Origin of the sequence: Amycolatopsis nivea, from assembly GCF_004522235.1 — a bacterium.
In the GTDB taxonomy this organism is placed as follows: Bacteria; Actinomycetota; Actinomycetes; order Mycobacteriales; family Pseudonocardiaceae; genus Amycolatopsis; species Amycolatopsis nivea.
Window position 1 is genome coordinate 161,119 of record NZ_SDLT01000006.1, and the last position, 12,521, is coordinate 173,639.

General features: G+C 70.5%; 11 protein-coding genes. 5 read left to right on the forward strand and 6 right to left on the reverse strand.

From position 1 onward, the window contains the following. Positions 1-22: 22 nt before the first annotated feature. Together uppS and EIZ44_RS09350 are read right to left on the reverse strand one after the other, a co-directional pair. Positions 23-850 carry a polyprenyl diphosphate synthase gene (gene uppS, locus EIZ44_RS09345; RefSeq protein WP_199817156.1) on the reverse strand — a complete coding sequence of 276 codons (828 nt, stop codon included), beginning with the start codon at positions 848-850 and terminating at the stop codon, positions 23-25. 916 nt (positions 851-1,766) lie between these two features. After that, positions 1,767-3,158: a KamA family radical SAM protein gene (locus tag EIZ44_RS09350; protein WP_205673087.1), complete on the reverse strand. Its 1,392-nt coding sequence runs from the start codon at positions 3,156-3,158 to the stop codon at positions 1,767-1,769. Positions 3,159-3,279: 121 nt separating this feature from the next. Between EIZ44_RS09350 and EIZ44_RS09355 the strand changes: the two genes are divergently transcribed. From EIZ44_RS09355 to EIZ44_RS09365, 3 genes are read left to right on the forward strand one after another with little or no spacing between them, the layout of a single operon-like run. Beyond that, positions 3,280-4,881 carry an amidohydrolase gene (locus EIZ44_RS09355; RefSeq protein WP_134728291.1) on the forward strand — a complete coding sequence of 534 codons (1,602 nt, stop codon included), beginning with the start codon at positions 3,280-3,282 and terminating at the stop codon, positions 4,879-4,881. Positions 4,882-4,891: 10 nt separating this feature from the next. Beyond that, complete coding sequence (lnt, locus tag EIZ44_RS09360) at positions 4,892-6,520, forward strand: apolipoprotein N-acyltransferase (RefSeq protein ID WP_134728292.1); 1,629 nt, start codon at positions 4,892-4,894, stop codon at positions 6,518-6,520. Between the two features lie 23 nt (positions 6,521-6,543). Further along, positions 6,544-7,311, forward strand: a complete 768-nt coding sequence (locus EIZ44_RS09365; RefSeq protein WP_037806192.1) for a polyprenol monophosphomannose synthase — start codon at positions 6,544-6,546, stop codon at positions 7,309-7,311. A gap of 7 nt (positions 7,312-7,318) precedes the next feature. On the opposite strand, the gene EIZ44_RS09370 is transcribed toward EIZ44_RS09365, so the two are convergent. The 3 genes from EIZ44_RS09370 to EIZ44_RS09380 form a co-directional block, all read right to left on the reverse strand. Then, entirely contained in the window at positions 7,319-8,401 is a 1,083-nt protein-coding gene (locus tag EIZ44_RS09370) for an SRPBCC domain-containing protein (protein ID WP_134662735.1), read from the reverse strand. Further along, the gene (locus tag EIZ44_RS09375) at positions 8,398-8,742 is read right to left on the reverse strand and encodes an ArsR/SmtB family transcription factor (RefSeq protein ID WP_037806190.1); all 345 of its coding nucleotides are present in this window, start codon (positions 8,740-8,742) and stop codon (positions 8,398-8,400) included. The genes EIZ44_RS09370 and EIZ44_RS09375 overlap by 4 nt, the downstream gene beginning before the upstream one ends. Positions 8,743-9,245: 503 nt before the next feature. Next, positions 9,246-9,683 carry a winged helix-turn-helix transcriptional regulator gene (locus EIZ44_RS09380; RefSeq protein WP_240691256.1) on the reverse strand — a complete coding sequence of 146 codons (438 nt, stop codon included), beginning with the start codon at positions 9,681-9,683 and terminating at the stop codon, positions 9,246-9,248. Between the two features lie 86 nt (positions 9,684-9,769). On the opposite strand from EIZ44_RS09380, the gene EIZ44_RS09385 reads away from it, so the two are divergent. Further along, on the forward strand, positions 9,770-10,942 hold the full coding sequence (locus EIZ44_RS09385) for an MFS transporter (protein ID WP_134728293.1): 1,173 nt from the start codon (positions 9,770-9,772) through the stop codon (positions 10,940-10,942). On the opposite strand, the gene EIZ44_RS09390 is transcribed toward EIZ44_RS09385, so the two are convergent. After that, positions 10,902-11,786, reverse strand: a complete 885-nt coding sequence (locus tag EIZ44_RS09390) for a LysR family transcriptional regulator (protein ID WP_167754069.1) — start codon at positions 11,784-11,786, stop codon at positions 10,902-10,904. The genes EIZ44_RS09385 and EIZ44_RS09390 overlap by 41 nt on opposite strands. Positions 11,787-11,903: 117 nt before the next feature. Here EIZ44_RS09390 and EIZ44_RS09395 point away from each other — a divergent pair, with 117 nt between their 5' ends. Then, entirely contained in the window at positions 11,904-12,392 is a 489-nt protein-coding gene (locus EIZ44_RS09395; RefSeq protein WP_134728295.1) for a cupin domain-containing protein, read from the forward strand. Positions 12,393-12,521: the final 129 nt, after the last annotated feature.

Here is a 12,521-nt window from a genome sequence, read left to right on the forward strand (position 1 = left end):
GCGGAACTTCCGCACTCGACGGTCAGCGGCCGTAACGACGGTTCCGCCGCGCGTAACTGCGGAGGGCCCGGAGGAAGTCGACCTCGCGGAAGGCGGGCCAGAAGGTGTCGCAGAAGTACAGTTCGGAGTAGGCGCTCTGCCAGACCAGGAAGTTGGACAGCCGTTGTTCCCCGCTGGTGCGGATGACCAGGTCGGGGTCGGGTTGCCCGGCGGTGTAGAGATGCCGGGACACGTCTTCCATGGTGATGGTGTCGGCGAGTTCGTTCAGGGTCCCGGCAGCGGCGTGTTCGGTCAGCAGGGCACGCAGCGCGTCGACGACCTCCTGGCGGCCGCCGTAGCCGATGGCCAGCGTGATGTGGTGGCCGGTGTCGCAGTCGCGGGTGACCTCGACAGCGTTCTTCAGCGCATGCGCGGTGGTGTCCGGCAGGGCGTCGAGAAGACCCGCGACGTGCACCTGCCACCCCGCGTCGGGCTGGGCGAGCTTGTCGGTGATGACCTGCTCGATCAGGTGCATCAGGTACGACACCTCGGCGTCGTCGCGGCGGGCGAGGTTCTCGGTCGAGCAGAGGTAGATCGTCACGTGTTTGACGCCCGCGCGCTCGCACCAGGACAGCACGGTCTCGACGTGTTCGGCCCCGCGCTTGTGCCCCATGCTGAGGTCGGCCATGCCCATCTGCCGAGCCCAGCGCCGGTTGCCGTCCATGATGATCCCGATGTGCCCCGGCAATTCGGCGCCCACGAGCTGTTTCCGCAGCCGGTGCGTGTAAATCCCGTAGATGATTCGCTGGACCGGACCAGGCAGCACGATGCGCACTCCGTTCGCCGTTGTTTCGCGCGGGTTTGCGCCCATCGTAGCCAACCCCGTTTCCCTTCCGCGGACACGGTTCCCCGCAGCGGAAACGATGTCAGAATTGTCGGCGTAGGTCGGTTTTCGACTGTCTGGCAGGCCCGTTCTCCACAAAATTCTCAGGAAATGTTCGAACGACATCCAGAGGCTTCGGGGAAATGTCGCTGTCACCGCCCATCGCGATCGGCAGCGTCCGGGAGTCGCGTTACTGCCTGGCGCGCAACGACCGCGAGCGCGTAGGTTCTCGGCTGGAAGGCATGCGTCGCCGGGCTAGGAGGAGGAAGTCGTTGGACCTCACGGAGCGGCTGGCAGTAGTCACAACGCTTTTCGAGGCCCACAGAAAGGCGCCATTCCCGGCAGGCTTCGACCTGGCGATGCTTGACGCGGACCTAGCCGGTTGTGTCTCCACATGGTTAGTGCAACAAGGTCGCCTGGACGACCGGAGATGGAACATCCTCGCCGAATGCGAACAGGACCTCATTCGGGCCATCCCCGAATCGGCCGCCGACAGTCGCGTGTACTGCCAAAGACTTCTGGACATGGCGATATTGGTACTCGAGGCGGATTCCCCGTAGCGGCAGCGCTAGCCGACCTGCTGTCCGGCCCCGACTCGGGCGGCCACATCGCGGCATTCCCACTGGTGCCTGGCAGCGGCGGTGTCTTGGCCGGCGGTAGTTCAGTCCTCGGTGAGGTCTTCGGAGGGCCAGCGGGTGAGGAACGCGCCGAGAGCGTCGTCGATGAGCTTGCCTTGTTCCGTTCCGCGCTGGGCGGCAAATAGGCACTCGGACGCACTGACGGCAACTTTGGCAGGTGCCTGGCCAGCGGATATACCGCTGGCCAGGCACCTCTTCGGGGTCTTCATCCCCGGTGCCGTCCGCCTATGGCAGGGCGCGGGTCCCGTGACGGCAAGCGCCCAGGATCAGCGACCCTTCTCGTCAGCCCACCACTTCTGCCCAGCCTCAGGCAGCGTCTGGATCGGGTCGTAATACGGGTACTTCCGCTGCAACGCCTCCGGGTCCTCGTGCTCGATCCCGGTCCGGTAGTTCTTCGTCCAGTACGAAATCCCGAGATCCCGGTCGTACTCCGCCAGCTGGTGCACCCACCGCTTCCCAACATAGGGCACATCGCACACAATCCGCGGCGTGGCATACCCCGGCAGATACCCCATGATCGAATGCTGCAATTCCTGCGCTTCCCAAACGGCAACCCGCCAGTGCTCAGCATTCGGAATCATGTCGCACATATAAAAATAGTAAGGCAGGATATTAGCCTCACCCTGCAAAGCGAAGCAAAGATCCAAAAGCGCAGCCGGAGTCGCATTGACCCCGCGCATCAACACGCCCTGGTTCCGCACATCCCGCACCCCGACCTGCAGCGCCGTCCGCGCGGCCTCCGCCACCAGCGGCGTCACCGACTGCGCGTGGTTCACGTGCGTGTGGATAGCCAGGTTCACCCCGCGTGCCTGCGCCGTCAGGGCGACCCGCTGCAGGCCCTCGGTTACCTTGGGCTGCAGCCAGTGCTGCGGGAGCGCCGCGAGGGCCTTCGTCGCCAGGCGGATGTCACGCACCGTCTCGATGTCCATCAGGCGCATCAGGAACGACTCCAACTGCGGCCACGGCACGTTCGCCACGTCGCCGCCCGACACCACCACGTCCCGGACGCCGGGGGTGCGCTTGAGGTAGTCGATCATGGCGTCCTGGCGGTCCACCGGCTTGAGCGCGAGCTTGTGCTTCTCCACCTGCTCGGTCGAGTTGCCGACGAGGTCCATCCGGGTGCAGTGGCCGCAGTACTGCGGGCAGGTCGAGATCATCTCGGCCAGCACCTTCGTCGGGTAGCGGTGGGTGAGCCCCTCGACCACCCACATCTCGGCCTCGTGCAGGGAGTCCCGTTCGGCGTGCGGGTGGCTGGGCCACGCCGGGTGCCGGTCGCTGCGCACGGGAAGCATGTAACGGCGGATCGGGTCGGCGTAGAACGCCTCGGTGACCTTCGCCGGGTCGGTGCCCGCGTGCGGGGCCATCGTGTTGATCATCTGCGGCGGCAGCAGCATCGACATCGTGGCCATCTCGCGCTGGTCGGCGACCAGGTCCTCGTAGAACCGGTCCTCCAGCAGATCGCCCATGAGGGCCCGCAGCTGCTTGACGTTGCGCACGCAGTGCACGCGCTGCCACTGGGCGTCCCGCCACTCTGCTTCGGTCACGTCGTGCCAGCCGGGGAAGCGGCGCCAGTCGGGTTCGGCCAACTCGGCGCGGACGTACTCGTACGGCTGGTCGAAGGCGGCGGCAGTCGGCACAGGTTCCTGGATCGCAGTCATCTGTACTCCTAGTCGTCGGGAACGCGTGAAAATATCCTGCCATAACGTTAGTCGACCGTAAATCTTTCTGCACGCTGACCCGGTCTGCCCTGCTCGGGGGACCAGGCGGGAGACTCGGGGAGTGAACGACAGCACCACGCTCCTGCTCGGCGGCCGCGTCTACACCCCGTCCTCGCCCGACGCGACCGCGATGGCGGTTTCCGGCGGCACCGTGGTGTGGGTCGGCCAGGACGCGCCTGCCCGCGCGCTGCACCCGGACGCCGAGGTCGTCGACCTGGGCGGGGCGTTCGTCGCGCCGGCGTTCGTGGACGCGCACGTACACGCCACCTCGACGGGCCTGCACTTGACCGGTCTCGACCTGACCGCCGTCCGCAGCTCCGCCGAACTCCTCGCCGCGGTGCGCGACGCCGTCGTTCCCGGGCAGGTCCTGCTCGCGCACGGCTGGGACGAATCGACCTGGACCGAGCAGCGGCTGCCGAGCCGCGCCGAACTGGACGACGCCGCCGGGGACACGCCCGTCTACCTGAGCCGGGTCGACGTCCACTCCGCGCTGGTCTCGAGCGCGCTCGCGAAACTCGCGCCGGGCGTCGAGTCCAAGGCGGGATGGTCCGCCGACGGCCCGCTCACCCGCGACGCCCACCACCTCGTCCGCGGAGCCGCCCGAGACGCGATCACCCGAGCACAGCGGCAGGCGGCCCAGCGCGCGTTCCTGACGACGGCCGCCGCGCGCGGGATCGTCTCGGTGCACGAATGCGCGGGCCCGGACATCTCCGGCGAGGAGGACTTCGCCGACCTCCTCGCGCTGGCCGGCCCGACACTGCCCGAGGTCGTCGGGTACTGGGGCCAGCTGAACGGCCTCGACACCGCCCGCCGCCTCGGCGCGCACGGCGTCGCCGGAGACCTTTTCGTGGACGGCGCGCTCGGCTCCCGCACCGCGGCCCTCACCGCGCCCTACTCCGACGAGCCCGGCACCTCCGGCTCCCTCTACGCCGACGCCGCGGTCATCGCCGACCATCTCGTGGCCTGCACCGAAGCCGGGCTGCAGGCGGGCTTCCACGTCATCGGCGACGCCGCCGTCGGCGAGGTGGTCGAGGGATTCCGACTCGCCGAGAAGCAGGTCGGCCAGCGTCCCCTCGCCGCGCGGCACCACCGGGTCGAGCACCTGGAGATGGTCACCGCGGAGCAGGCGCGCGCGCTCGCCGGCTGGGGCGTCGTCGCGTCCGTGCAGCCGCTGTTCGACGAAGCCTGGGGCGGCACGTCCGGCATGTACTCCGAACGGCTCGGCGACCGGGCCGCAGCGCTGAACCCGTTCGCCCAGCTCGCCGCCGAGGGAGTCGTGCTCGCCTTCGGCAGCGACGCCCCGGTGTGCGCGGTCGACCCGTGGGCTTCCGTACGCGCGGCCGTGCACCACCACACGCCCGAAGCGCGCCTGTCCGCCCGCGCCGCGTTCACCGCCCACACGCGCGCCGGACACCGCGCGGCGGGCGTCAACGACGGCGTGACCGGCAGCCTCGTCCCGGGCGCGCCCGCGCACTACGCGATCTGGGACGCGGCCGACCTCGTCGTCGCCACCGCCGACAGCCGCGTGCAGCGCTGGTCCACCGATCCGCGTTCGGGCGTGCCGCCGCTGCCGAGACTGGAGCCGGGCACTGCGCTGCCGCGCTGCCTGCGCACGGTCCGCGGCGGCACAGTCATCTACGACGAGTTCACACCGGCCGCTTAGAGTTCCGGGTGTGGCAGTGAGCGTGGCGGACGCCGATTCGGGCGTTCCGCACAAGACCAAGCGAAAGCGGGCGTGGAAGCCCTGGCTGGCGCGCGTCGCGGCGACGGCGGCGACGGGCTACGGCTACTACCTCAGCTTCGCGCCGCGCCCGCTGTGGTGGCTGGCCCCGATCGCGTTCGCCGCGTTCGCGCTGCTCCTTCGCGGACGGTCGTTCCGCGGCGCGTTCGGGTACGGCTTCGTGTTCGGCATGGCGTTCTTCGTGCCGCTGCTGGTGTGGCTGCAGGACTTCCTCGGCCGCGACTTCGGGCCGCTGCCGTGGCTGGCGCTGTCGTTCGCGCTGTCGCTCTACTTCGGACTCGCCGGATGGCTGATCCGGGTCGTGGCGCGGCTGCCGCTGGCGCCGCTGTGGGGCGCGCTGGTGTTCGTCGCGCTGGAGACGCCGCGCACGTGGTTCCCGTTCGGCGGGTTCCCGTGGGGCCGCGTCGCGTTCAGCCAGCCCGAGGGCGCGTTCCTGTCGCTCGCGTCGGTCGGCGGCGCGCCGCTGGTCGGTTTCGCCGTCGTGCTCACCGGTTTCGGTCTCGCCGCGGTGCTCGGCAGGCTCTGGCGCACGCGCAAAGCCTGGGACCGCGCACTGGTCTGGCCCGCCGTGTTCACCGTGCTTCCCGCCGCGGCCGGGCTCGCGGTGTGGCCGACGATCGGCACCGAGGCGCAGGACGGTTCGCTCACCGTCGGCTCCGTGCAGGGCAACGCGCCGGACATCGGCCTGGCTCTGCAGGGCCAGCGCGGGGTGCTGCGCGCCAACGCCCTCGCCGAGAGTGCCCGGCTGCTGCAGAAAGTCCAATCAGGACAGGCGCCGAAGCCGGATCTGCTGCTGTGGCCGGAAACCTCGACCCCGCTCGACGGCGACGACCCGGGCGTCGACCAGGTGGTGTCGGCGTTCGGAGCCCCGGCGATCATCGGCGCGCTCGTGCGCACCCCGGACGGGGCGGCGGAGAACTCCGCGGTCGTCTGGGACCCGAACACCGGGCCGGGCCAGCGGTACGTCAAGCAGGATCTGGTGCCCTTCGGCGAGTACGTGCCCGCGCGCGCCGTCGCGCGGCTGGTGACGCCGTTCATCGACGACACCCGCGACATGCGTCCCGGCGACGGCTCCAACGCCGCCCTGTCGGTCGCGGGCACCAAGATCGGCGTGTTCATCTGCTACGAATCGGCCTTCGACGGCCCCGCCCGCGACGCGACCGACGCGGGCGGCGAACTGCTCGTCGTGCCGACCAACAACGCGTGGTACGGGCCGGGGGAGATGAGCTACCAGCAGCTGGCGATGGCGCGGCTGCGCGCAGTCGAGCACGGGCGCGCGGTGGTGGTGTCGGCCGTGTCCGGGGTGAGCGCGCTGGTCGCCCCGGACGGGACGATCACCAGCTCGACCGGGCTTTTCACGGCGGATGCCCTGGTCGGGCGCGTGCCGCTGCGCACGCAGACTACGCTGTCGGATCGAATCGGTGCGTGGACGGAGTACGGACTGCTGGCGTTGGCGATCGCGGGTGTCGCCGGCGGGTTCGTGCTCCGTTTTCGCACCCGGCGCGGCGAAGCAGCGACGGCCGCGAAGACGGGGACCACAGCAGGGGAAGCGGCGGGCTGACTCGCCGGATGCGGAGGAGACGGATGGCGCAGGCGCCGCGGGGGGCCGAAACGATCGAACCGGTGCTGGTGGTGATCCCGACCTACAACGAGCGGGACAACCTCGGCCCGGTGCTGGACCGGCTCCACAAGGCACTCCCGGACGTCGACGTGCTCGTCGTCGACGACGGCAGCCCGGACGGCACCGGCGAGCTGGCCGACGAGCGCGCGGCCGCGGACAAGCGGGTGCACGTGCTGCACCGCACCGCGAAGGAAGGCCTCGGCAAGGCCTACATCGCCGGGTTCCATTGGGGGATGGAGCGCGGCTACGCGACGTTCGTGGAGATGGACGCCGACGGCTCGCACGCGCCGGAGGACCTGCCGCGGCTTCTGGACGCGGTCGGCGACGCGGACCTGTCGATCGGGTCGCGGTACGTGCCCGGCGGCAGCACGGTGAACTGGCCGCTGCGCCGGACGCTGCTCTCGCGCGGGGCGAACCTGTACTCGCGGATCGCGCTGGGGATCAAGGTCGCGGACATGACCGCCGGGTTCCGCGCGTACCGGCGCCCGGTGCTGGAGAAGCTGGCGCTGAACGAGGTCGCCTCGCACGGCTACTGCTTCCAGATCGACCTCACGCGCCGCACCGCGGACGCCGGGTTCGACATCGTCGAGGTGCCGATCACCTTCACCGACCGGGAGATCGGCGTATCGAAGATGAGCGGCGGCATCATGTCCGAGGCGTTCTTCCGGGTCGCCGAGTGGGGCGTGCAGCGCCGCCTGGCCCAGCTGAAGAAGCTGCTGGGCCGGGGCTGAGCGGCGGCTACTTCAGGACGCGGTAGGTGAGGTGCTCGGCGCCCGGCGTCGACACCGCACCGAGCGGCTCCAGCCGCACCGGGCCGGGATTTCCCTGGGGGAACAACGGGGTTCCGCCGCCGAGGACGATCGGCGCGAGGTGGATCCGCAGCACGTCCGCCAGCCCGGCGTACAGGACCTGCGACGCGATCGACCCGCCGCCCATCACGACGACGTCCTTGTCGCCCGAGGCCGCGCGCGCCTGCTCGACCGCCTGCTCGACGCCGTCGGTGACGAACCGGAACCGCTCGCCGAGGCGCACCTCGCGGGGCCGTGCGTGGGTCACGACGAAGACCGGCGGGGCGACGGTCTGGTCTTCGTCGTAGCCGTAGCCGATCTCGTCGTTCCAGCCCTGCGGCCCGTCGACGACGTCGAAGGTGCTGCGGCCCATCACCACGGCTCCGGTTTCGGTGAACGACCGGTGCAGGATCTCCGAATCGCGCGGCGTCGGCTCGGACACCCAGGCGTGCAGCGGTTCGCCGCCGACGCCGAGCCCGTGTTCGGGATCGGCTCCTGGCCCGGTGACGTAGCCGTCCAGCGACATCGAGATGTCCACGACCACCCGGCTCGTGCCTGGCTGCTCCGCGTCGCGCGCGAGTTCGCCGAGCCGGTCCATCGAATCGCGGATCCCGCGTTCCATCCCGCTCGCGACCATGGCGTCGCGGGCCTCGACGCTCGGGAACACCGACCGGGCTCGCAGCCGCGTCCGGCCGTCGAGTTCCTCGAAGATCAGGGTCTCCAGGCTGACCTGGCCGGGCGCGCCCTCGTACTCGAAAGTCTGCACTATCCGCTCGGCTCTCTCCACGGAATGGAAGACGCCGCGGAAGAGGTGCTCGCTGCCGTCGGTATCGACATGCGCGTAGCGGTACGCCCCGCCGGAATGCGGGTCGAACTCGAGGAGCCGCATCTCGACGTCGCGCGGACCGAGCCAGCGGGTGATCAGGTCGGGGTCGGTGTAGGCGCGGAAGAGCTGCGCGGGCGTCGCGTCGAACTCGCGGACGACCTCGACGAACGGGCTGCCGGGCTGGGCGGTGATGGTGGTCGGGTTCATCGGTCCTGCTCCTTGGTCTCTTCGAGAAGGCTGTCGAGGCGGCGGAACTCGCGTTCGCGGGTGAGCCGGTAGGTGTCGATCCAGCTGGTCAGCTCTTCGAGAGCGGCGGCGTTGAGGTGGCACGGGCGGCGCTGGCCGTCGCGGCTGCGCGTGATGAGCCCGGCCGCCTCCAGCACCTGGACGTGCCGCGACACGGCTTGCTTCGTCACCGGGAACGGCTCGGCCAGCTCGTTCACCGTCGCTTCGCCGCGAGACAGCCGGGCGATCAACGCGCGCCGGATGGGGTCGCCCAGCGCGGTGAAGGCCCGGTCCAGCCGGTCCTCGACGTTGTCAACGGACATCTTTATCAACCGACCTCTTTATCAAGCAGTACGTTGACAATAGTCCGTTGCGGCACCGGGTCAAGGGGTCTGGCGGTCCGTGCGGGACCTCTGTGGGAATCTGGTTCCGATGCCAAGGGGCTTAAGGCGACATTGCCGGGGGCAGCCGAGGCGCGGTGCCCGCATCGACGGGTTGGTCGGGGTCGGCGGTCGCCGGGAGCGGCAGCAGGACGCTCCCGAAAGTCCTTGACCGGACGCCAAGTCCCCATGCCGGGCAACGTCAGCCGCGTCGATTCGGCTGGCCGACCGTCCACAAGAGACACAACAGCCGTCGAAACGCCCGCTTTCCGGCTACATATCGGTTTCTCAAGGTACGTGAGGGCCTCCCTGAGGGAATCAGATTCCCTCAGGGAGGCCCTCACGTACCGCCAGACGCCCGCCAACACCCGCTGAGCACCTCCGAACTGGGCAGACCCGCCTCGGCTGCCCCGACGCAACGCAGCCTGAAGTTCCTGACAGGGGATTCAGCTCTTGCGCACCGAGGTCGTCTCGACATCGACCGCTTCGCCGTTCGCGGCGACCGGCGCGAGCAGCGGGATCGGCTGCCCGGCGTCGTCGACCAGCACGGAGTGGTCTTCGCCGGGGGAGAAGGCGTGCCGCTCGCCCCACTGCCGGAGCGCGACGACGACGGTGAACAGGTCGCGGCCGGCCGACGTGAGCGAGTAGACCTGCCGTTTGCCGGATTCCGCGGTCTGCCGGTCGAGGACGCCGCGTTCGACCAGGCGGCGCAGCCGGTCGGTGAGGATGTTGCGGGCGATGCCGGTGCGCTGCTGGAAGTCGGTGAACGCCCGCGCGCCGTCCATCGCGTCGCGGACGATCAGCAGGCTCCACCGGTCGCCGACGAGGTCGAGGGTGCGGGCCACCGGACACGACGGGTCGGTCCAGGCCGGGGTGCCGTCCACGCTCGCGCCTCCTTGATGAGTTGCTCTTTGAAACCATTCTGCCGTACGGTGCGATTAGTTGCAATTCGCTACTGATTGGGGGACTCATGGGCCTGACCACGGGCCGCCGGACGGTGTTCGCCGCGGTGTGCGCGGTCGCCGTCGCGAGCATTTACGCCGCTCAGCCGGTGCTGGCCGAGATCGGCGCGGACCTGGGCGTGCCGGACGCCGGCCTGGGCTGGATCGTCGCCGCCGGACAGCTCGGCTACCTCGCCGGTCTCGCCGCGCTCGTCCCGCTGGGCGACCTCGTCGACCGGCGCACACTCATCGCCGCGCACCTGCTGCTGACCGCCGTCGGAGCCGGATTGGCCGCCGCAGCAAGCCAAACCTGGCTGCTGCTGGCCGGCTTGGTGCTCGCGGGACTGTTCGCGGTGGTCGTGCAGACGACGGTCGCCTACGCCGCCGCACTGTCCACTCCGGACGAACGCGGCCGCACCCTCGGCGTCGTGACGTCCGGGGTCGTCATCGGCATCCTCGGCGCCCGCGTCGCCGCCGGAGCGCTCGCCGAACTGTGGGGGTGGCGCAGCGTCTACGTCGCTCTCGCGGTGCTGCTGGTGGCGCTCGCCGGTCTCGTGCTGAAGACGATGCCGCCGGATCCGCGCCGCGCCGGCACGACGTACCGGCAGGTGCTGGGCTCGCTCGGCGGGCTGTTCCGGGAACCGCTGTTCCTCTCGCGGGGCTTGATCGCGTTCTTCCTGTTCGCGTCGTTCGGCGCGCTGTGGAGCGGTCTGTCGCTGCCGCTCGCCGCGGACCCGTGGAACCTGAGCACCGCGCAGATCGGCCTGTTCGGACTCGTCGGCTTGGCAGGCGCGCTCGGGGCCGCCCGTGCCGGACGCTGGGCCGATCGGGGACGCGCGAGCCTGGTCACCGGCGGAGCGCTGGTCCTGCTGGCGGTGTCCTGGCTCGCGGTCGGGCAGCCGTCGCTGTGGTTGCTGGGGCTGGGCGTGCTGGTGCTCGATTTCGCTGTGCAGGCAGTGCATGTCAGCAATCAGCACCTGCTCACCGCGGCGCATCCGGACCGCACCAGCAGCGTCATCGGCGGGTACATGATCTTCTACTCGCTCGGCTCCGCACTGGGCGCGACGGCGACGACCACCGCGTTCGCCGCGGCGGGCTGGACCGGCTCCGCCGTGCTGGGCGCGGCGTTCGCCGGCTGCGCGTTCGCGGTGTGGGCCTGGGCTAGGGCCGGTGCTCGGCGGCTGTCGTCGCGAACGCCTTGACAAGCGCGGTTTCCCCGGCGCTGCGCCACATCAGCCCCCACCGGGCAGGCGGGGTGTCGCGGAAGGGCACGAACGCGATGCCCGGCCGGGCGAAGTACTCCGCGGCGTGCGCAGCGAGCGGGCAGATCCCTTCGCCCGCGCCGATGACCAGCAGAAGTTCCTGAAACGTGCGGTAGGCGCGCCCGCGGGCGATCGGAACGCCCGCGGGCGTCGTCCACGGCTCGGGCGGCTCCCGCCAGTAGGCGGGCGGCGGGTGCGCGGCGCGCAGGACCGTGTCGCGGCCGAGGTCCTCGAGCGTGACGAACTCCCGGCGCGCGAACGGATGCCCGGACGCGACGGCGAGCACCATCGGCTCGGTGTGCACGACCGGTCCCGTCGTGATCGCCGGCTCGGCGACCGGCAACAGCACCACGGCCAGGTCGGCTTCGCCGGAACGAAGCGTGGCGAGCGGGTCCTCGAACGGAGCCTCGCTGATGTCGACCTCGCAGCCCGGATACCGGGCCCGGAAAGCGGCCGTGACGCCGGAGATCAGGTTCGCCACCGCCGGAGCCTCGAAGGCGAGCCGCAGGACGCCTTCGACACCGCGTCCCGCCGCGACCGCGCGCTCGATCCCGGCCAGCAGCTGCTGATAGGCGGGCCGGATGTCGGCCTCCAGCGTGCGGCCGATCGGGGTCAGCGAGACCCGCCTGCTGGTGCGGTCGAACAACCGGGCTCCGATCCGGCGCTCCATCGTCTTGACCGACTGGCTGACCCGCGCCTGCGACACCCGCAGCCGTTCCGCGGTCCGGCCGAAGTGCAGTTCCTCGGCGAGCGCGAGGAAAACCTCGATGTCCCGGTGTTCCACCCGCGCCTCCGATCGATAACCCAGAGCTTATCAACCGATCCGGACTTCTCCGTTGTTCGCCCAGCTCAGCGGCGGAAAAGTAGACCTCGTCCAGCCCGCTCCACCCCGGAGGAACCGATGTCGCACCCCACCCTGATCCGCGCCGCCGAGGCCGAAGTCCTGTCGGATGCTCCCGGCAGCCTGATCGCCCTGCTGGCCGACTCCGGCGCCACCGGCAACCAGTTCACCGCCAACCGCGCCACCCTGGACGAGGGCGTCTTCGGCACTCCCGCGCACTTCCATACCCGCGCGACCGAGTTCTTCTACGTCCTCGGCGGCGCCCTGCAGGTCCTGGCCGGCGACGAACTGCACACCCTGGAAACCGGCGACTTCCTCGCGGTGCCGCCGACCGTCCCGCACGCCTTCGGCCCGGCCGCGGGCTCCGCCGCCGACGTCCTGGTGGTCTTCACCCCCGGGATGGACCGCTTCGGCTACTACCGGCTGCTCGATCGCGTCGCCCGCGGCGAGGCGGACCCGAAGGAGATCGCCGCTTCCGCCGAGCAGTACGACAACCACTACGTCGACAGCCCCCGGTGGCGGCAAGCCCGCGCCGACGCGGCGGCCTGATCCGCGCAGTGCGGACCGTCGGCGAGACGCGAGCACCGCCGGAGAGGTGCCGCGGACGCGGAACGGCCCCCGCGGGGGGAGGTCGCGGGGGCCGTTCCTGTTCGGTGGTGGGAGCCAGCTACTGGCCGA